Origin of the sequence: Plebeiibacterium marinum, assembly GCF_026013615.1 — a bacterium.
GTDB classification, from domain to species: domain Bacteria; phylum Bacteroidota; class Bacteroidia; order Bacteroidales; family Marinilabiliaceae; genus Saccharicrinis; species Saccharicrinis marinus_A.
In genome coordinates, this window is the sequence record NZ_JAPDPI010000022.1 from 1 (window position 1) to 20951 (window position 20951).

The following is a 20951-nucleotide window of genomic DNA, read 5'->3' on the forward strand; positions in this document are numbered from 1 at the left end:
TTTGACTTATTTAGAATTTTATATCTAGAAAAATACTATTCTCTGAAAACAATTAATTCTCAAAGAATAGTACTTTTTCAGGTCTGACTATTTATAAGTCGTTTTTTGTTTTATTTTGACAGGCTGGAGTTAGGGAAAATAAAAAGCGGCTTTAAGAAAAACATAACTTAAAGCCGCTTTTTATTAAATTATTCTGAATTGATTACCTGTGCGCAATCATCGATTTGTTTTTAAATCCTTTTGCCCCAAAAACAAAGTTAATACCAGTCATTAAAGAAAATGATTCCATATGTAAGGGAGCAGGATAGCTTGTTCCATCATCTTCAATAGTATGGTATTTAAAAGGAATGTGGTCGGCAACAATGTAAAACTGTATTGGTCCGCCTTTTAATGCCAGCGCTAAACCAATAGCACTGGAACCGTTAATTTCCTTGTTGTAATTGATACTTGCTGTAACAAAACTGTAAGGATTGAAATTAGCCGACAGGTTAAACTCCTGGCGGAAATTGTATTTTTCAAAGGTGCTTCGCGACAATAATCCAAGGCTTACAGCGTGGTTTACTTTATATTGCCCCCCAATGTACAATGACGGGGTTAGTCCGGTTGAGAATTTCTTATTGCCGGTTTCACCCTGTAGTACATCTGTAATTGAGTCCATTTCGTTCTCAAACATTTCGCCAATGCTGTCAAGGGTTAAAACACCCACGTCTGCACCAGTAAATTTATATTCCCCGCTAAAGGATTGTGAATGTAAATCTTCTTTCCATTTGATGAACCCAAGGTTGTTTAATGCTGCCGAAAAAACGATTTTGTCGCTATAGGCATAAACTCCTCCCAGGTCAAAAGCAATACCGCTGTTTTTAAATCCTGAGCCATATTTGCTATTGTATTCGCTGTCTTCTAAATCCTGGAATTCAACATTGTCGGCAAAGCCATCTTCTCCTTCTTCCACTTCAAGAGGAGCCGATGCGTATATATTTCCTTTTACATTAAGAGTGTATTCTTCCAGTCCTGTTTTGATAACAAAATTATCTATTTCAGATAATGAGGCCACTTGTCCGAATAAAGGTTTAACGTGGATACCAACTGTTAACTTTTCGTCAATTTTATGGGCGTAACCTAATGATATTTCTTTGTAGGCCATAAGCTTTTCCCCGGTTCTTGACAGGTCAAGTGTGGTATTTACCGGAAGCCCTTTGTCTGCTATCTCAAAAAAGTCGCTGGCTATATTGATCCTGGCGCTTATTTTTTCAGCAAAAGAAAAGGTAAAATACCCTCTTTCCCCGGTCCTGAATCCAAAACCGATAGGGGCTATGCTTATTTCTGATGAGAGTGCACTTGATTTCCCAATACTGGTGTATAAATCGTCATAGTTAAACGATTTGTCAATAGGCGTAACCCACTGGCCGTTTTGTTTTTGTAATAAATCTTCGGCAGCCAGGTCGGTGTGGATGCCGGCATAAACACTTGGTATAGAAATATAAGTGTTGGCGCGGGGCATCATGGCCGGGTTGCTGATGTTAACCTGTGGGAGGCATTCTAAATAATATGTGGATAAAGGGCTCTGGGCGCTTAGGTTTACACCATATAACAAAGTGGCAAAAACAATAACAGCGCGTATATATTTATTAAAAATCATCTTCTTATTCTTAAATTGTTAACATTACTCTATATTGCCTTTTGCTTCCATTGAAATGGAGATGTCGCAATAGTTATCTTCCCGTATACGAACCAGTTTTTCACCATTTTCTGAGGTGGCAGATAATGTTTCTACAAATATGTACATCACTTCAGAATCCCTGAAAAGCTCCATTTGTTCCTGGGAAAGCTGTGCTGAAAAGCTGCTTGCTGATAGTTTGGTAACTATACCATTTGCATCAACTTCCGGTCCGGCAATGCTTACCGGGGTATCAAATAATTTGTCAACAATGTTATAGTTTGCATCCCTGAAAGATACTTGCATCATGATGTCAAATGGAATTCCATTGCTCATATTCAGATGGATGGTTGCTTCTTCAAAGTTTTCGGTGAAGTCATCGTCCTCTCCTTCACCAACTTCTTCAACGTAATTAAAATCAACGGTATCGGTGCGGGCATATTGAGATGCTTTGAACCACAATGGTATTTTTATATTTACAGAAGCATTGACTTCACTTGTACGGCTGATAAAATAGGATTGAGAAGGATCTGAGCTGACAATATTGGTGGCAATTTCTCCAATAACCCGGTTGGGCTGAAATACACCCAGTTCCATTTCGAGGATATTTGAATTGTCGCCCGATATGACTTTGTTTGCCAAGGAAGGGGTGACAGGGTTGCCATAGGTTGCTGCTTCAACAGAGAATGTGTTGTCGTCTAATTCAAGCGTTTTGCTTGTTGATGAATAGGTATCTAAAAATGAAATCTCGTTGATGCTGGCTTCAAAAGGAACTCCAATTGTGCTGGATGTGTTCACGTCGATCCAAATATTCCCAAACTCAACCAGGCTGTTGATGTTCATATCCTCAAAAGCATCAAATTCAAGGTCGATACTTTCCGTGTCCATTGGGCGGGCATCAAAATATCCAAAAGCTACATCAGGCTCTATGTCTGTAATCAGGAAATTGACCTCTACAGGAGTTGGTATTGCAGGTGAAAGAGGGTCTATTTCAAGCGAAATGTTAGTAAACTCAATAACAACATTTACTATACCTGCCGGATTGGCTTCGTCTTGTTGAAATTCTATTTCATACCCAGCCAGCGATTGTTGAAGCGAGTAAGTATTGTTGCCCGGAGTGCCATCAACGCTAAATGTTGTAGATAAAATTTCTCCGTCTTTACTAACTTCAGGAAGTGATATTTTTACATCGGCCTGAAGTCCTGCCGGGGTGTTAATATTAAGGTTTAAATCTGCTCCAGAAATAATCATGCGATCTAAACGGATGCCTTCATCCTCGCTCATGGTTATTGTTTCGGTATAGGTAACATCATCATATGGGATTAAGGCATTTGATGCTTTTAGTGTTGATTTTGAAGGTAATTCCACCGGGGTATAGTACCAGGAGTAATTCACATCAGATAATGTGTAAACATCATCTATTTCAAAAGGGTATTCCTCGCTGAATTCATAATACAGGTTTCCTTCGGCATCTTTTGTAATCCAGCCTTCTTCATCAACTTCTTCAAGAAAATCCTCTACTGAAATATGAAGGTTGCTAAGTGGTCCGGCAAACTCATACGTCCTGTTGGCTTCGTCTGCAATATCATCAACATTTATAGTGTCCTGTTCGCAGGAAGTAAGCATGCAAATGCCCGATAAGAACACTGCGGTTATTAATTGATGCATTTTCAAATTAATAGATACAAGTTTATGTATCCAACTTCTTTTTTCAGGAAGTTTGTGTGTCATTTGATTTATCATTTTAGTTTTCATTATTAATTACTCGTTTACACTTATTGAATAAATGTCGTACCCGCCATTGCCACCATCTCTGTCTGAAGAAAATAAAATGATGTTGTCACCAGGGTAGGGTTGAAAGAAAAGTTCGTTTGCCGGCGAATTGATCATGGATCCCATGTTTACAGGTTCGGTCCATGAGCCATCTTCGTTTTTAGTGGTTTTAAATATGTCGTAACCTCCCAGACTGTCGTGACCTTCTGATGAAAAGTACAGGGTGTTGCCATCCGGGGATATATATACAGCTTCCTCGTTGTATTTTGTGTTGATTACAGATCCCAGGTTCTGTAATCCGCTAAAACGGCCTGATCCGTTGTGCTTGCAAACCCAGATGTCTTTTTTTCCATGTCCACCCACTCTGTCTATTACAACATAGGCCGATCCGTCTTCTGCGATAGAAATGCTCGATTCGCGATAGGCAACATGGTTGATGGCACCTTTGAGTATTTTCTTCTTCAGGACTTTGCCGTAGTTTATTTTTGCCGAGTTAAGGGAGCCGTTTTTTCTCTTCCCTTTATAGAAAAGAATCTTTTCGTTTTTGCTGTCTACACCAGCGATGCTAATATGAACCGATTTTTTGAATCCTTTGGTTGGATAAACCTGGATACTTGAATCGTTTGGTGCCCCTAGGCAATAATAGATTTTTTCGTTACCATGGGTGTTCATCTTTTTACCCCTGGTAGAGGTAAAATACATTAATGAGTCCCAAGGGGTAACCAGAGCGGCATATTCGTTAGCGCTTGTGTTGATTGTTGGCCCCAGGTTTTGGGGATAATCCTTAAATGAGACCGTATTTTCTGTGCTGTTTTGGCTATAGGTTGCAGCTCCTGTTAAGGCCGTAATCAGGAATAGAGTAAAGAATTTTCTCATGAGTTTTTATATTTTTTCTTTTTATGTGTGCAAAGAAACAGATTGCCTGTAAAATGTCAATTAATTTATAGTTAAATGTCGTGAAATGTACGCCGTGTAATTATAAAAGGTTTGAAAATTGTGATAAATAATAGCTTTTTTTACGCAAAGTAAATGTTAAGAATAAAATAGGGGAATGTTTGTGTACTTGTTTGGTCAAATATTTCGTTTGATTGGTCGATGTTTTTATGTGACATATATATAATTTGATAATTTTGTTAGGAGTGATTAATGTGAGCTTTTCTAAACTATATGCGGAAAGATTATAAGAAATTTAGTGAATTTATAGATAGTGTTACTTTTACATTTGATCCTGAAATGGATGTTGGTGAGATTGAGCGAAAGATAAAAAGTCAGATACCTGAGCATACATTGCCAAATCAGTTCTATTACATAACAAATAATTATACCCGGGAGATTATATATGTTTCCGAAAGTATTACTGAATATTAAAAACACTGCACAATTGATGTTGGAATATGTGCAAAGTAGAAGATAAACTTTACAGGTTATGAATATTTTATTTATACCAGGGAATTCGCAAAGTGTGGATTCTTTTTCAGAACAAATAGGTAGTTCATTATTTGATAAGCACCAATTAACTGTATTTGACTTAGAGGGTGAGGTAAATGCACTTGAAAATCCTGGTCCGATATCATTTTTTTCTGATTTAAAGGAGCGTTTATTGGAGTTGCACAGGTTTAAAAAATTTGATTGTGTTGTGGGGCATTCCTGGGGAGGGCATTTAATTGCTGAAAGTGTTGCCCAAATGGAAGGGGTGAAAGGAATTGTGACTTTTGGAGCTCCATTTATAGCAAAGCCGCCTCGTATGGAAGATTCGTTTCTGCCTAATCCAGCAGTCCCTTTGTTTTTTACTAAAAATTTAAATGATGAGCAATTGGTGCAATTGGCAAAGGCTTGTTTGTATAATAAAGACTGGGTTCAACATATTTTTAATGGTATGAAGAAAAGTTCCGGGATAATTAGGGAATTAACCCCGGCGGCAATTTCTACAGGGAGTTATGTGGATGAGGTTGAGCAGGTGGCAAAGCTTAGTATTCCTATATGCATAGTTCATGGTGAAAAGGATGAAATGGTTAATGCTGACTATTACGGCACAATGGATATTCCTACATTATGGGGTGGCGAGGTGTTTCGTATTTCAGGTTCAGGACACTTTCCTCAGCTTGAAAACGCCGAAGAATTTAATAATTTGCTGGCTCGTTTTTTTGAAGACTTATGCTAATACTGGTTTTGTAGAAAATAAAAACGGACATTGTGTTTCCCCCACAATGCCCGTCTCATAAACATAACCAATATATTAACCTAACCTTTTACAAAAATAGATTTAATGATGTGTTGTGCCATTTTGGGGTTTTCCTTCAGTCGCCTGGTTGAATAGCCAAACCAGTCCTTCCCATATGGAACATACACTCTCATTTCGTGTCCGTCTCCAACGATGCTGTTTCTTAATTCAGGAGTTACTCCATACAGCATTTGGAATTCGTACATATCTTTGGGCACATTGTATTTTTTTATTAATTCAAGTGCTCCTTTAACCAAAGCTTTGTCGTGTGTTGCGATACCTACGTAAACACCTTTAAAAAGTAGTTTTTCCAAAAGTTTTAAGTAGTTCTCGTTTATTTTTTTTGGATCTTTGATTGCAATTTTTTCCGGCTCCACATAAATGCCTTTGCATAGTCTGAAATTCAATGGAGAATCCGGAGTGTGCAGATGCATCAAGTCATCAATGTCCTTGCTTGTTCTATGCAAGTAGGCTTGTAAAACCAGTCCTACGGTTTTAGGGAATTCGTGTTTTAGCCTTTTATACAGAGTCAGCTCCAGATCAACGCATTCAGAATCTTCCATATCAATCCTCACAAAACTATTGTGCCTGGCAGCAAGTTCAACTATAGTGCGGATGTTTTGATAACATTTTTCCGGATCGAGCAATAGGCCGAAGCTGGTTGGTTTTAATGAATAATTGCCTTTAATGTTGGCATTTTCAAAAGCACCTATGATATGAAGATATTGATCGCGGTTTTTAGTCGCCTGACTAAGGTTTGTGATAAACTCACCCAATAGGTCGATAGTTACCATAACGCCATGCTCATTTAAGCTTTTGGAAGCTGTGATGGCTTCTTCAATTGTTTCCCCTGCAATGTATTTTTTAGAAAAAACCCATACAAACTTCTTTGGGAAGTAGGGAACAACTGATGCTATTGCTTTATTTATCATATTCATAAATTTACTTACTAATAAAATCTTACAAAATACAAGCGTATTTTGTAAGAATAGTAAATAACCAGACTGTTATTAACGATGTAAAATTCTACTTTTGGTGAAATATAAAAAATGACGAATCTCATTAAAACCCTTGAAAATAGGGAGATGCTGATATAAATCATGTAATTAACATACGTTTACAAATGTGGGTTTGTAGTTAAAGTTAAAATTGTAAGTAGTTTGTGGTGTGTATGTTGTTTGTTGATCATAATGTAGTTTGGAGGGAGTGTATTTGTCCATGTAAATATTTGCATTGTTTAAAGATGTTGATCAAATATTTTTTTAAAACAATCTAAAAAAAATGTGTTTTCATCAAAACTATTTTTAAAATTCCTCGTTAAATGGCATAACACAAAACGAAACCAAGGTGAAAATTCAACACAACACAACAATACACCTGGTACTTTTTTTATTTTTGACATCCCTGCTTCCATCAAAAGTTTTGTCGCAGGACTGTTCGTATTTATCTAAGGCCAATGATATTGTGCCTAATGGTAAATGTGCTCCCGTTGATGTAGTGTGGGTAGTAACCTACCGGGGGGTTAATAATCAAGGAGCCAGTGTTCAGATACAATATGATTGGGACGATGGAAACCCTGTTGAAGTAATAGATGCTTCAAACCCAGGGGTTGATCCCAAAGAGTGGCAAGCTACACATGCCCATACTTATCCAAATACAGGAGATTTATGTAATTACCATCCAAGGGCAACCTTAGTTGTTAATGGAGTGGTATGTACGAGTTCTGTGCAGGAACAAATTGTAACAGTTTGGGATACTGACGACAGGAATGGAGGAGAGCTTGCAATTGATCCTCAGGTGTATCCGATATGTGTTGGTAATGGTGCCACTTTTCATTTTACGGATAATAGTCAGTGGAATTGTACTCCTCCGGATGAAAATGACGTTATTAATAATGAAGACAGGTGGATTCAGTGGATTTATGGAACGGGAGGAACTACTATAGTTGATGCAGAAGTGGGTGGTGTAGTCAGGACTTATCCTTTTGCCGGGAGTATTGATCATGTTCCTGGTCCTATCGAAGGGCCAATAGCCCCATATAATACCACAATGGATATAACAATCCCGGATCACCATCCGGTGGGTGCATTTTTTGAAGTTACTTTAAGGAATTGGAATGTTTGTAATCCCTATGATGAAAACTTAACGGATGGCTTGCCTCCTGCGGATCCCTTAAACGGGGATTATCCTCCGGTTACTACTACTGCAATGGCATTGATTGTTCCGTTGCCCAAAGCAAATATAAATGCGGTTCCGGATGTATGTGTGTCTGACGCTGCTTTTATGTTGATTGCCGCAGATGGAGGTGGTCAGTGGAGCGGCCCTGGTATAACAGATGCCTGGAGCGGTATGTTTGATCCAGGGACTGCCGGCCCGGGTACCCATACTATTACGTATAATATTACTGATGGGAATGGATGTTCGGATGTTGGGCAGGTGGATATTAATGTACTTGCAGGGCCTCAGGCTGGTATTCTGCAAGGAGGAACTACTAGTTTATGTCCCGGTATTTCCTTGTCGTTAGATGGAAATCCTACAGGAGGAGTTTCTCCATATACCCATTTGTGGAAAGGAGATATTGCTCCCCTGAATGATATTTCGGTTGTTGACCCGGTTTTTTCTACCAATACGGTGTCTTCATATGAGTTGATATACAGGGTGGAGGATAATAATGGTTGTTTTGATGAAGATACGTTGGATTTAACTGTTGAAGAGGTAAGTATTTCGTTTGCGAATACTGCCTTAGAGCTCTGTAAGGGAGATGTGGTAACAATGGCACCCTCGCCAGGTGGGGGCTCCGGTAATTATGTTTTTCACCAGTGGACGGGAGCCCGCGTTGACAAGCTTTCGGATGTGAATATCCAGAATCCGCAATTTAGTGCCGATGAAGTGGGAACCTTTGTATATACTTACACCGTTAGGGATGCCGATGGTTGTGAGGATTCTGATGATATTACGGTTGTAGTTTATGATCAGCCGGTTGCAAATGCTGGAATTGATATTGATCAATGTGGCTTGCAAACCTCATTGGCGGCAGTTCCGAGTGTGGGCAATGGTTTCTGGAAAGTAGTTAATGGTAGTGGGGTGTTGACCTTTTCTGATTTTAGTGCTCCGGATGCAATAGTAGTGTCAGATGTATATGGGAGTTATGATTTAAGGTGGGTTGAAGATAATAATTCATGTAGCGATTCTGCAGATATTACGGTTTCTTTTACAGAGGTTCCTAATCCATCAGTTATGGCAGATAAAGATACCTGTGGTTTGTCGATGAAGTTGGTTGCCTATCCGCATATTGGTGTTGGACAGTGGATTAAATCAAGTGGCCCAGGTAGTGTGGTTTTTGATGATGTAGCAAATGACACCACAAATGTTTTGGTGGATGCGGCAGGAGCCTATGAGTTTACCTATTTTGAAGATAATGGTAATGGATGTGTAGGGGATGCTACGGTAAGTATTACTTTTTACCGGGTTCCGGAGGCAAATATAACGCCACCGCCGGCTATCCATTGTACGCCTTTTGAATTACAGTTTGAAAATTTATCGGTTAATGCAGATAGTTATTACTGGGATTTTGGAAATGGAAATATTTCTGTTGAAGAGAGTCCTGTTCAGGTGTTTAGTAACAATACACCTAATCCGGTAACTTATGATATAATGCTTATTGCCAATACGGTTGATGGATGTTCGGACACTATTGATGCATCTATAGAGATTGCTCCTGCACCTGTTTCGTATTTTGAAATGGATAATTCAATAGGTTGTTCGCCTTTGGAAACGGATTTTACAAATAAATCGCAAGGGGCTACTTTTTATGAATGGGACTTTGGAGATGGGGCAGATAGTGAAACGTCAGAGCATGTATCTCATGTTTTTAACAATAAAGAAGTGTATACCCAGTCGTTTGGTGTGCAGTTGGTTGTTAAAAACGATTATAATTGTACCGATACTTCCAGATTATATACAACTGTGTATCCGTTGCAGGATTTTAATTTAGTAGCAGAACCGGATAGCGGATGCTCTCCTCTTAAAGTAAGCTTTGTGGCTGACGCCGGAGCCTTTAAGTATGAGTGGGATCTGGGGGATGGGAATCTTAATCAGGGCATTCATTTGTATACCAAAGTTTTTACAAATGACACAAAAGGAAAGGAAAGACATTCGGTAACATTGTATTCAACGTCTGTTTATGGTTGTGTGGATACAACAGAAACGGAAGTGGTGGTGTTACCTTCGCCAGGTGCAAATTTTGAGCCCAATGATTTTGCAGTGTGCTCTCCTAAAGAAGTAACTTTTATTAATCATACATTAGATATAGAAAAATCGTACTGGAGTTTTGGGGATGGTGATCTTCTGTCTGTTGATGGTAATCAATCTGTAGTGCATATATATGAAAACGGGGGTATGGTTCCGGAGGACTTTAAAATACGATTGGTTGTTGAAAATAGTTTTGGCTGCCAGGATTCGATGGACGGTTTTACAACTGTTAATCCTGTAGTTGTGGCAAAAATATCTGATGGACTCACGGCATGTTCTCCATACGAAGCTCAATTTACAAACCATTCGGTTGGTAGTATTAATTACTTGTGGGATTTTGATGATGGTAATACATCAAATAATGTTCAGGGGCAAAATGTTTTTGAAAATCCGGGTGATGTGCCAATGGACTTTGATGTGAGTATGGTTGCTACGTCTGCTTATGGCTGTAGCGATACAGCGCATACGGTAATGACGATCCTGCCTTCACCGGATACTTATTTTGAACCCAATGATTTTTCTGTTTGTTCACCCAAACTGGTTGAGTTTACCAATTATACAGAGAATATTGATCAGTCTTTCTGGACTTTCGGGGATGGGGGTATGGCTATTGTGGAAGGCAATCAGGGTGTTGAACATACGTATTACAATGAGAAATATACCCCGTTGGATTATAGGATCAGACTGGTGACAGAGAATAGTTTTGGGTGCCGGGACTCAATGGATGGTTATACTAGTGTGAACCCAAATGTGGAGGCTGTGGTTTCTGGGGGAGGCCAGGGGTGTTCTCCTTTGGAGGTTAGTCTGGGAAACAATTCAATCGGGGCAAGTAAGTTTATTTGGGACTATGGCGATGGAAATACTTCTGGTGACTACCTGGGCTTAAATGTATTTGTTAATGAGAGTGCTGAGGATAAAGAATTTGAGGTGTCATTGATTGCAGAGTCAGTTTACGGTTGCCTTGATACGGCTTATGCAACGGTGAATGTTTATGCTACGCCGGTTGCTGATTTTTCTGTTACGCCCGATTACCAACAGATGCCGGAATCTACGGTTGAGCTATCTAATCTGACCATGGGTGATCAATGGACTTATGAATGGAATTTTGGGGATGGGGATGCTTTTAGTGGCAAAGATCCGGTTAGTCATAAGTATATAAATTCAGGAGAGTTTGATATTACATTGAAAGCGTATAATGGTCAGTGTGAGAATATAATTGAGAAAAGGATAGAGATTCTTCCTAATATACCAACGGTGGATTATGGTCCGGCGAGCCAGGGTTGTCCTTCGTTAACGGTTGAATTTTACAGTGAGGCTGTTGATGTGGAAACTTTCCTCTGGGAATTTGGGGATGGAAGTGTTTCGTCGCAAGCTAATCCGGTACATACTTATTATTCCTCTGGAGAGTATCAGGTGAGGCTTACTGTTGTGGGACCCGGGGGGCAAGTGGTTAAGGATGATCTTGTGATTCAGGTGTATCCACAGCCAACTGCTTTCTTTGAGGCGTTCCCTAAAGTGGTTACAGTGCCAGGTCAGAGCGTTACGTTTGCTAATAAGTCTGTGGGAGCAGATGCTTATGTTTGGGATTTTGGTGATGGTACGGTGTCTACTGCGGTTAGTCCCGAATATGAATACCAGGCAAAGGGTAATTATAATGTGTCTTTGGAGGTGGAGAATGAGTTTGGTTGTAAGGATGTGTTTGAATTGAACGAGCCTATTATTGCAGAAGAAGGTGGAGATATTGATTTTCCTAATGCCTTTACGCCTAATCCTTCAGGTGAAAATAGTGGGGAGTATGTGTTTGGAGATAAAAACAATTATGTGTTCTATCCTGTGGTTCAGGAAGGGATTGTAGAGTATAAAATGCAGATATTCTCCCGTTGGGGACAGTTGATATTTGAGAGTGATGATGTAAATGTGGGATGGAACGGTTATCATAAAGGGAGTTTGTGTGCACAGGGTGTATATATATGGAAGGTGACGTGTAGGTTTGGTACCGGTCAGGTGAAAGTATATACAGGAGATGTAACATTAATAAGGTAACAGGGAAATGACAGCAATAAGGAATATCATATTTGTAGTGTTGGTTTTGTCATGTACCGTGATGGAAGCTCAGGATCCTCATTTTTCTCAGTTTTATGCCAATCCATTGTATATGAGTCCATCATTGGCAGGTTCAACTGATGGAGGGAGATTGGTGGCCAATTACAGGAATCAGTGGCCGGGTGTGCAAACTGCTTATGAAACTTATTCGGTTTCGTTTGATAACTTCTTTCATTCTATCAATAGTGGGATTGGTTTTTTGTTGTATCAGGATGTGGCTGGTTCTGCAGGGTTAACGAGTAATTTGTTGGGATTTCAGTATAGTTATAATTTGATGTTGAATGATGAATGGCAGGTAATTCCCGGTCTGCAGTTTAGTTATGGGAGTAAATCCATTAACTTTAGCAAGCTTAATTTTGGTGATGAGATGATTGGGGGTGGCGGGTCTGGCTCGTGGCAGCGATTAAATAATGAAAAAACCAACTATATCGATTTTGCGTCTTCGGTATTTTTGTACAGTTCTAAATATTGGTTTGGATTGACTTTGGATCATATGGCTCAACCAAATTATACCTTTTTGAATGAAGAGATGAAGATGGCTTTGAAGTATGTTTTTTTTGGGGGAATGAATATCTGGACCGAAAAAAGCAGGATGAAAGGTGTTAACAGGTCGTTTTCGTTAAGTTATCGTATTCAAAAACAACTCAAAAATACGCAGTCTGATCTGGGGGTGTATTGGCATAATGATCCTCTTGAGATTGGAGTGTGGTACCGGGGTGTTCCTTTTATTTCTACAGATGGGGCATCCAATGTAAACCAGGATGCTATAGTGGCTTTGCTTTCGTATAATTATGGCCCTTTTAGGGTGGGATATAGTTATGATGTTTCCATATCGGGATTGGGGTGGAATGCGCAAGGAGCCCATGAGTTGTCCCTTATCTTTGAATTTAATCAGCGTAATTTAAGGTTGAATGGTAAACGGCCGGCATTACCTTGTTCTGAATCAGCTAATCCTTTGTCTAGTACTTCAAGAAGTAAGTATAAGAAAAAAAGGAGACGGATTTTTTAGGATAACGGGAGTGGGTTGGTTATTGTTTTCTCTCAATGTAGCGTTTGATTATGGCTGTCAGTTTTATTTTTCTCCCAAAGTAATGCATTATTGAGTGTGTCAGCTTTTTTTTCTTGTCAATGTAATACTTCATTGGCTCTGTTGGTTTTTTATTCGTGGTATTGAAGACCTACATAGGGAGTATCAAGAAAACTCATGATTCCTGCGCTTACCCCTTTGGTTCCCCTAAAGGGGAAAACTCCAACGCACTGTGTGGAAGCAACTTCCCCTTTAGGCACTGAGGGGTGTGGGTGGGCTAACAAAAATTTTAGCAGTTTTCTTGCCAACACTGCATAGGGAGTATCAAGAAATTTACCAAGAAAAAAAAGGAGACTTCCTATGGAAATCCCCTTTCTCTTAAATCAGACTAATACAAAAATATTTAGGCAATTTCTACGTTTCTTGCCGGTTTTGGTTTTACTTCTTCGCGTTTTGGGAGAGTGATGTTTAGTACTCCGTTTTCATACGAAGCTGTAATTTTTCCGTCGTCAACTTTCTGTTTTGGTACAACAAAGGTTCTTGAAAAACCAGCGTAGTTAAACTCGCGTTGTGTGTATTTTTTGTCTTGCCCTTCTTTGTTTTCTTCTTTTGCAGATACGGTCAGCTTGCCATTGTTAAACTCAATGCTAAAGTTTTCCTTTTTTAATCCTGCAGCAGCAAGTTCAATTGAATATTGCTCATTGTCTTCGTAAATATTTACGGCAGGCATGGTTTTGTTGCCACTATATAAACCATTTTGGTTCATGTGGAAATCCCCATTCATAAAATTGTTTAATAATGAATCAAAGTTGCTGTTTGTTTTTCTGATAAGTGTCATAATTAAATCCTCCTATTTTAAATTTTTAATTTTTTTTCGATTGTTAATTCGGGAAGTAATATTTCAAATGAAGTGCCATCTTGTTAATTGGGACAAGAGGGCAGGAGGAGATCATTTATTAGTGTCAATATGGCACATTGGTGTTGTTTTTAAAAGACAAAATGACAATGTTAGATTTTTGTTATCTGTAATAATGGAATTATAAGGTTGTTTATCAGGGTGAAAGGTTGATTCTATGGGTTGGGATAGAGAGGTGGCGATTTAAAAAAGAATTCAATAATTAAGGTATTGGTAACAGATGCGTAATGATTAGGAAGTACTAAAACTGGATATTTGTTGCAGAACAAAAAGCATATAAGATAAATTTTCCTCCCAACAATTCCTGTGTGTACCGGAGGTCGGTTCTTTCCTGAATTCGACCTCCTTTTTTTGTCTTATTGTTTCTGGTTTAGTTATGAGGGGGCTAGAATTTGCAATTAATTTACGGTTGTAAAATATTGGTAGTTCATAAAAATTTTGACAACAAAGATGATGCTTGATATAATCAGACCGGTAACAAAAGTGATGTATCCTACACGTAGAAATGTATATTTCTTTTTTAGTACAATGCCCAGGTAATATAAATCACGGGTTAATGTTTTGTATAGATAGTCTTTGTCGTTGAGCAGCTCTTCAATACCCCATTCAAAATCATCAAGGTTCATTTTGTAAAAGTTTCCAAAGAAAACCAGGTTGCCTCTTCTGTTAGTTACATCATCCCTCGTTAGCAAACCATGTGTGGTTCTTGGAATGGTAGATACAATAGATATTATGATGGTGGTTATACTGCTTAGTACCAGGGTTAGCGCAGGGAAAGTTAAGTAGGGGTTGTTATCTAGTTTAGGAAACAGGGTAGATAGTACTATGGATATAATAATCGCGTTAACGCTTATTAGAGTGTTGGCTTTATCATCGGCAATCCTGCTTAAATTCAGGTGGTTTCTCAGTTCGATCCGGAACATGGTTTCCACTCCTTTGTCAGGTTTTGTTTTGTTATTTTTTTTTGCCTTTCCATTGGCCTTTTTCTTCTTGAATTTTGAAGTTTGTTCCTCAAGTTCATTAGAATTTTCAATTCCCATTCCGGAAAGCTCTAATAACCGAGCCTTGTTTTTTTCTTTGCCCTTATTGAAATTCTCGAGGGCGTAAGGCGTAAAAAAGTTGTTTTCTTCAAAAAAACTAATGCACTCGTTTATCCATTCCTGTGGTGTTAGTTTTTTTAAGGTGTTGATTTCCTTAAACAGGTTGATAAACGGACGGGTGATGTAGCTGTCTTTTCTTAAGTGAGATAAATCAGCATCCTTGATTATGCTCTCGTATATATCTGCAGGTTCGTGTTTTAGGTTGGTGGAAAGGATGAGCCTTGTGATAAAATCAATTTCCTTTTGTGGGAGTTGTTTTTCTTTAAGAACCCCGGAAGCAAAAGTGGCAGAAGTCTTTTCGTGACCTTTGTGGTCTTCACAAGTAGTTACATCGTGGAAAAGAGCTGCAATTTGCATTAATTCTAATTCTCTTTCAGTAATACCTTCGGTATTTGAAGAAATCTCGGTTGTAGCCTGGAATACATTTAAGGTATGATCCCAATTATGGAAATACATTGCAGGATTGCTGGTTTTTTCAATTTTATCCTTTGCAATTTCAATACATTCTTTAACCAAGTTGGTCAAGCTCTCTTCTGCCATCATCTGTTCGTTTTATTATTCTGTTGATTGATAAGATCAAACATTTTTAATTGGGAGGATTTTTCGTTGCTGCCGGAAACATAAATGTTTTCTTCTCCATTGGAAATATATCTCCCTTTTAAATTGTCGGTAATTTGATAATTTATTTCCTCACATAAAAGTTTTTGGTCAGTTTCTTTAAAGACAGGAAAGGCCACTTCAATTCTCCTGTACAGGTTGCGTGTCATCCAATCAGCAGATGCCAAATATGTTTTGGGCTTGCCGTTGTTGTAAAAATGATAAATGCGGGTGTGTTCCAGGTATTGGTCCACAACGCTCACAACCTTTATGTTTTGTTTTTGCATCTTGCTTAAGGGGGTATAACAGCATATGCCACGAACAACCATGTTTATTTTTACTCCTGCATCGGCAGCTTTTCTTAGCCTGTCTATCATCAGTGGGTCTTCCAGGCTGTTAAGTTTAATGTTCATCTCTCCCCGGAGTCCTTTTGATGCAAATTCAATCTCGTTGTCAATAAGGCTTTCGATAGTATCCCTTAAAATAAAAGGTGCTACCAGTAGGTGCCTGAATACAGGTGTGGTCTGTTCGTTTTTTAAATATGCAAAAACTTCATTAACGTCATTGGTATAACGGGGATCTGCTGTTAATATTCCATGATCGGCATAAATTTTTGCAGTTTTTTCATTCAGATTGCCAGTACCCAGGTAGGCATAGGTGCGCAATTGTTTGTTTTCCAGTCTTTTTATGGAAAAGGTTTTGGCATGTACTTTTAGGTTTTTGATGCCATATTTTACTGTGGCGCCTGCTTTTTCAAGTCTTTCGCCCCAATAAATATTAGATTCTTCATCAAAACGTGCCAATACTTCGGATAGCACAAATACTTTTTTGCCATTTTGAGCTGCCAATTCCAGGGCTTCGCATACTTTTGATGCTTTGTTTACCCGGTAAAGTGTGAGGTTAATTTCTGTTACATCTTTATCTGTGGCTGCTATTGTTAATAGGTTGGTGACATAATCAAAGCTTTGGTATGGGTAGCTTAAAAATATATCGTCCTTTTTTATTTCTTCAAAATAGTCATCCGACTTTTCAAGTCGTGGACAAGGTATTTTTTGGGGTTCCTGGCTATAAAGGTGTGCCTTGTTGCTGTAGGTAGGAAAACCAAAGAAATCGTAATAGTTGTGGTATTTTCCTCCGGGGAGCAGGCTAGCCATGTCAATATCGATCTTTCGCCGCAGGCTGTTGATGTATTTAAAAGGGATGTTTTCGTTGAATAACAGGCGGCATGGCAGACCGGTTTCCCTTTTTTTAAGACTTTTCTTTATCTTTTTTACAATGCTTTCGTCCTGGTCTTCATCAATATAAAGCTCGGCATCCCTTGATATTTTTACAGCAAATATTTCGGCATCTTTGTGTAAGAATTTCTCAATGTTGTATTTAAAAATGTCATCGAGCTGTATGATGCGGTGTTGTTTTTCATCTTTAAAAATGGTGATAAACCTTCCCCATTTATCATAGTCGAGTTCGAGTAAATACTGCTTGCTTTTGTGAATGCAAAATAAGTAAATGGCCTGGTTTTTAAGGTTGATGTTTGATTCATCGGTAATGTCATAAAGGGAGAACTGTCCTTGCAGGTGTTGGTCGTAATATTCCGAAACCTGTTTACGATCTTCATCACTAATGTTGTTATGAAGCAGATGGATGCCTTCCTGTGCCATTTCCGGGATCAATTCAGTATAAAAAATACTGCCTAATTGTTCTTGTTGCCGGCTTACGGTTGTATTAATTTGTTGGAGTATAAATGAAGGGCGGAAGCCGAATTTGTTTTTCTTGTCGCCCTTGTACTTCTGTTCAAATTTATGACTAGCAACCCTTACTTTATAAAATTCTTCAAGGTTGGATGAATAGATAGCAACAAATTTTAAACGTTCCATTAATGGGATTGACTTATCGGCAATTTCCTGTAAGATTCGGGCGTTAAAACTCAGCCAGCTTAGATCCCTGTCGACATACTTCATGTTTTACTTCAATTTTTGATAGGTTTTCAATCATAGACAACTGTTCTCAAAATTACATGTTGTTTTGGAATAATTAAATTTTAACCAAAATAATTTAAAGGTAATTGTCATTTATCAATTATTTTTAGTTTTGTCGATTAATCATAAAATTGTCGATGTTCATCATGCGGAAATGGATGTTTGTCCTAAAGCGGTAACAGTGGTGTCACCCTTTCGTATGTTGTTTTGAATGAAAAGTTCATTGTTGACAGAACAGAATAAACACTAAAAACTTTTAACGTTATGAAAAAGGTATCATTATTATTTTTAATGATTGCTGTTTGCTTATGCACATTTGCTCAATCGAAGTACCAGCCTAAGGTAGTTGTATTGTTTATGGGTGAAAAAAATGCCACTTTTGATGAAAGTAAATTCCCTGACTGTAAGTTCTATTACACTCCGGGTATTACTGCAGAGGTAAAAGAGGCCAAATCTGCAACCGGTATGGGGCTTGCTGCTATGGGAATTAAAAAAGAAGGTGCTGCTTATGATATTACATATAGCGGAGCTCCGGCAGAAGCTTATTCGTTGGCTTGGAACGGAGGAATCTTTTTTGATAAGGATGGTGTGGTTTCAGGACTTTATAAGTCGTTTAAAAACGTTGCCTTAAGCCCTAAGAAGAATATGCAGGGAGTAATTGAATTCGCTGACTATAATGCTTTTGCAAAGGATTACGTAAAAAAGAGCAAGTTGACTAAGAAAGCTAAGAAAGATCCTAAGAAACCAACAACCTTTTTTGATTACCATGGTAAAGAATTGCCTGGCGATTTTGAAGTTCAGGATGCTTCAGGTAATAAAACAACTATTAAAGATTTAGTAAAAGGTGAGAATCTGACTTTGCTTTATACTTTGTATTTAAAGCCTGATTGTGACTTTAAAGCCGGAATGGAAAGCGGTAAAGGTAAAAAAGGCAAAGAGTGGATAAATGCCAATATCAATACAGCTCAGGCCATTGCAAAATTAAAAACACTTGAGGATATTGAATATTCTATTTTTGGCCATAAGGTTGTTTGGTAGCATGTAATATTGCTTAATTCGTTAATACTATACATTTAAAGACTGTTCCTTTTTGGGACGGTCTTTTTTATTAGATGGAATAGTAGTAGTTGTTGCTTCTGTTCTCAGTAATTAATTTAAATTTGTTTTTGTTTCCAATTAAACTCCAAAACAAATCATACAATGAAAAGATTACTGTATATATTAATTGCAGTATTATTATTTGGCTGCAATAAAAATGAAACTCTAAAAATAGCAATAGAGAATCCTTATTCAGGAAAATTGTATTTGTATAATACTGTTACGCAAAAAGCAGATACAATATCTTTATCCGGTAATCTGTTTGATATTAATATTGGAGATATAGAAGAACCTACTTTATACCATATAATGTTTGAGGGGATTAATAAAAGCGACAGACCAATATATTTAATCCTTTCAAAAGAAGTGACAGAGATAAAATTTGCAGATTTAATTGAGGTCAATAACAAATTTTCAGCCAATATTAGAGCTAAATATCCTAACAGGCCTATATTTATGGCAGATCCGAATAATAATAGTGAATTCTATAAGTTTCAGGATTTATGGATTGAATTCTTTAATAATGTAACAAATTCTGAGTTGAATAAAGATGATATAAAAGAGTTATACTTAAAATTTATTGATGATTCAGAAAAGATAATTTTAGCCAACAATAATAAACTTGTTGCTGCTTTTGTAATTAATTATTTGATGAATAATAATCTAATACACCTTGATAAAATTCAATTATTCTACTCCTATTTAGAACCAAGAATACAAAAGACTCCATTGGGGCATATAATAGGAAATGAAGTAGGATTTGCAAAGCAGACGGCAGCTCCAGAATTTTCATTTAAAGATAATCATGGGAATTTGTGCTCGCTTGAAAATCTTAAATCAAGTAAAGTATTATTGCACTTTTGGTCTTCATCTTGTGCTCCATGTATTGAAGAAATACCGGAATTATTAAAACTATCGCATGAAAACAAGGGTTTAAAAATCATCAATATATCATTAGATTTGGATAGTATAAGATGGGTTTCAGGAATGGAGAAGTTAGGGATAGCTGGCATGGTTAATTATTGTGATTTTAAAGGAACATTAGGAAAAATTGCAACCGATTACCATATAAATTCAATACCTGCAAATTACCTGATAGATGAAAATGGAAATATTCTATCAAAGGCTCAAACAATCAGTGAATTGCTAAATTAGTTGATGTTTTTTCGATTTACTACAAATTCCTTTGCAAGGAAATATCGTTAAGTGAAACTGACGGGTGGTGATGGCGGGGTTTGCCTACCGATAATTTTTTATACTGAATAACCGATTTGGAGCAAAAGTGCAAACAGGCAAAGCAACTGTGGCAGTTATCCAGCCTTTGGATATGTTTGCCATGTAACCTGATGTTTTGAAAGGGGCAAACCTGCATGCAATACCCGCAACGTATACAGCCATCATCTATGGTAAAAAACTTTTCTTTTGCCTTCGTTTCTTTAGTTACAAGTTGTTTAATATCAGCGAATACGGCAAATTCTTTGTCAAATCCATTTTCCAGCTGCCTGATTTTTTTACTGATATCTAACACTTTCTTGTGCGCTTCCTGGTATTGTTGGTCGGGGTGTTTTGTTTTTGATAAGCTTATATATGGAAAATGAGCTGCTACCATTGGGATAAAATAGCCTGCATTTAGTGTTTGCCCTAATGCCTGAAGGTATTTTACGGCTAAAGAAAGGGCATTGCCAAGCTTCGGGTTTGCACCTGTAACTATAACAAAAATATATTGGGGCTTCTGAAAGTTCATTTCTGATAAAAACTCGCAAACAATACGGGGAATCGTCATAAAATGTATAGGAAAAATAATGCCAACCCTTTGGGCACTAATCTTTATTGGCCTTTGCTTTAAACACCCGATGATTGGAAAAATTTCACAATCCGTTATCTGGTCTTTGATAGTTCGGGCTACACTTAAGCTATTGCCGGTACCAGAGAAATAATACAATGCCGTATCCATAATACATAAAATGAGCATGCAAATATACCGGTTTAAAATTGAATTGCACAGAACCTGTAGCAGAGACTAATTAATTCTAATAGTGTGGTTTTTTGATCCTGAAAATAATCTGATTGAAATAGGTGAAACCATTCCCTGTAAAACACTTTTATAATAGCGGAATGACTGTAGAGGAAATAGCAGAAAGAACTTCTGTTCCAATTTTAATGGTTGGGGAGATCAGTAAAGATTAAGAAAAGAAATAGCTATTTTATCCATTAGTCAAACAATGTAAAGCA

The 20951-nt window shown here is 37.8% G+C and carries 14 protein-coding genes; 6 read left to right on the forward strand and 8 right to left on the reverse strand.

What is annotated here, in order from left to right; genetic code table 11:
- Window positions 1–202 precede the first annotated feature (202 nt).
- The 3 genes from OM074_RS11610 to OM074_RS11620 form a co-directional block, all read right to left on the reverse strand.
- Complete coding sequence (locus tag OM074_RS11610; protein ID WP_301199644.1) at window positions 203–1639, reverse strand: DUF5723 family protein; 1437 nt, start codon at window positions 1637–1639, stop codon at window positions 203–205.
- 24 nt (window positions 1640–1663) lie between these two features.
- Window positions 1664–3325 carry a hypothetical protein gene (locus OM074_RS11615; RefSeq protein ID WP_301199645.1) on the reverse strand — a complete coding sequence of 554 codons (1662 nt, stop codon included), beginning with the start codon at window positions 3323–3325 and terminating at the stop codon, window positions 1664–1666.
- Window positions 3326–3418: 93 nt separating this feature from the next.
- Window positions 3419–4306, reverse strand: a complete 888-nt coding sequence (locus OM074_RS11620) for a hypothetical protein (RefSeq protein ID WP_301199646.1) — start codon at window positions 4304–4306, stop codon at window positions 3419–3421.
- A 291-nt stretch (window positions 4307–4597) separates the two neighbouring features.
- On the opposite strand from OM074_RS11620, the gene OM074_RS11625 reads away from it, so the two are divergent.
- Both OM074_RS11625 and OM074_RS11630 read left to right on the forward strand, forming a co-directional pair.
- Complete coding sequence (locus OM074_RS11625; protein ID WP_301199647.1) at window positions 4598–4798, forward strand: hypothetical protein; 201 nt, start codon at window positions 4598–4600, stop codon at window positions 4796–4798.
- Between the two features lie 58 nt (window positions 4799–4856).
- Entirely contained in the window at window positions 4857–5591 is a 735-nt protein-coding gene (locus OM074_RS11630; protein WP_301199648.1) for an alpha/beta fold hydrolase, read from the forward strand.
- A gap of 80 nt (window positions 5592–5671) precedes the next feature.
- Here the strand turns inward: OM074_RS11630 and OM074_RS11635 are convergent, their stop codons facing one another.
- Window positions 5672–6583, reverse strand: a complete 912-nt coding sequence (locus OM074_RS11635) for a proline dehydrogenase family protein (protein ID WP_301199649.1) — start codon at window positions 6581–6583, stop codon at window positions 5672–5674.
- 415 nt (window positions 6584–6998) lie between these two features.
- Here OM074_RS11635 and OM074_RS11640 point away from each other — a divergent pair, with 415 nt between their 5' ends.
- Window positions 6999–11945, forward strand: coding sequence for a PKD domain-containing protein (locus OM074_RS11640; RefSeq protein WP_301199650.1), 4947 nt, complete (start codon window positions 6999–7001; stop codon window positions 11943–11945).
- Between the two features lie 7 nt (window positions 11946–11952).
- Complete coding sequence (locus OM074_RS11645) at window positions 11953–13014, forward strand: PorP/SprF family type IX secretion system membrane protein (RefSeq protein WP_301199651.1); 1062 nt, start codon at window positions 11953–11955, stop codon at window positions 13012–13014.
- A 421-nt stretch (window positions 13015–13435) separates the two neighbouring features.
- Here OM074_RS11645 and OM074_RS11650 read toward each other — a convergent pair whose 3' ends face one another.
- The 3 genes from OM074_RS11650 to ppk1 form a co-directional block, all read right to left on the reverse strand.
- Entirely contained in the window at window positions 13436–13870 is a 435-nt protein-coding gene (locus OM074_RS11650) for an Hsp20/alpha crystallin family protein (RefSeq protein WP_301199652.1), read from the reverse strand.
- A gap of 476 nt (window positions 13871–14346) precedes the next feature.
- The gene (locus tag OM074_RS11655; protein ID WP_301199653.1) at window positions 14347–15591 is read right to left on the reverse strand and encodes a Pycsar system effector family protein; all 1245 of its coding nucleotides are present in this window, start codon (window positions 15589–15591) and stop codon (window positions 14347–14349) included.
- Window positions 15588–17603: a polyphosphate kinase 1 gene (gene ppk1 / locus OM074_RS11660; protein WP_301199654.1), complete on the reverse strand. Its 2016-nt coding sequence runs from the start codon at window positions 17601–17603 to the stop codon at window positions 15588–15590. Before ppk1 ends, OM074_RS11655 begins: the two co-directional genes overlap by 4 nt.
- Window positions 17604–17885: 282 nt before the next feature.
- On the opposite strand from ppk1, the gene OM074_RS11665 reads away from it, so the two are divergent.
- Both OM074_RS11665 and OM074_RS11670 read left to right on the forward strand, forming a co-directional pair.
- Window positions 17886–18659: a hypothetical protein gene (locus tag OM074_RS11665; RefSeq protein ID WP_301199655.1), complete on the forward strand. Its 774-nt coding sequence runs from the start codon at window positions 17886–17888 to the stop codon at window positions 18657–18659.
- 162 nt (window positions 18660–18821) lie between these two features.
- Window positions 18822–19874, forward strand: coding sequence for a TlpA family protein disulfide reductase (locus OM074_RS11670; RefSeq protein WP_301199656.1), 1053 nt, complete (start codon window positions 18822–18824; stop codon window positions 19872–19874).
- A 19-nt stretch (window positions 19875–19893) separates the two neighbouring features.
- On the opposite strand, the gene OM074_RS11675 is transcribed toward OM074_RS11670, so the two are convergent.
- The gene (locus OM074_RS11675; RefSeq protein WP_301199657.1) at window positions 19894–20673 is read right to left on the reverse strand and encodes an EFR1 family ferrodoxin; all 780 of its coding nucleotides are present in this window, start codon (window positions 20671–20673) and stop codon (window positions 19894–19896) included.
- Between the last annotated feature and the right edge of the window lie 278 nt (window positions 20674–20951).

Excerpts from the sequence above, each read along its gene's own strand:
- OM074_RS11645 (WP_301199651.1), top strand. The coding sequence starts at position 11,953 with ATGACAGCAATAAGGAATATCATATTTGTAGTGTTGGTTTTGTCATGT.
- OM074_RS11620 (WP_301199646.1), bottom strand. The coding sequence starts at position 4,306 with ATGAGAAAATTCTTTACTCTATTCCTGATTACGGCCTTAACAGGAGCT.
- OM074_RS11670 (WP_301199656.1), top strand. The coding sequence starts at position 18,822 with ATGAAAAGATTACTGTATATATTAATTGCAGTATTATTATTTGGCTGC.
- OM074_RS11635 (WP_301199649.1), bottom strand. The coding sequence starts at position 6,583 with ATGATAAATAAAGCAATAGCATCAGTTGTTCCCTACTTCCCAAAGAAG.
- OM074_RS11615 (WP_301199645.1), bottom strand. The coding sequence starts at position 3,325 with ATGCATCAATTAATAACCGCAGTGTTCTTATCGGGCATTTGCATGCTT.
- OM074_RS11625 (WP_301199647.1), top strand. The coding sequence starts at position 4,598 with ATGCGGAAAGATTATAAGAAATTTAGTGAATTTATAGATAGTGTTACT.
- OM074_RS11630 (WP_301199648.1), top strand. The coding sequence starts at position 4,857 with ATGAATATTTTATTTATACCAGGGAATTCGCAAAGTGTGGATTCTTTT.
- OM074_RS11610 (WP_301199644.1), bottom strand. The coding sequence starts at position 1,639 with ATGATTTTTAATAAATATATACGCGCTGTTATTGTTTTTGCCACTTTG.
- OM074_RS11665 (WP_301199655.1), top strand. The coding sequence starts at position 17,886 with ATGAAAAAGGTATCATTATTATTTTTAATGATTGCTGTTTGCTTATGC.
- ppk1 (WP_301199654.1), bottom strand. The coding sequence starts at position 17,603 with ATGAAGTATGTCGACAGGGATCTAAGCTGGCTGAGTTTTAACGCCCGA.
- OM074_RS11655 (WP_301199653.1), bottom strand. The coding sequence starts at position 15,591 with ATGATGGCAGAAGAGAGCTTGACCAACTTGGTTAAAGAATGTATTGAA.
- OM074_RS11675 (WP_301199657.1), bottom strand. The coding sequence starts at position 20,673 with ATGGATACGGCATTGTATTATTTCTCTGGTACCGGCAATAGCTTAAGT.
- OM074_RS11650 (WP_301199652.1), bottom strand. The coding sequence starts at position 13,870 with ATGACACTTATCAGAAAAACAAACAGCAACTTTGATTCATTATTAAAC.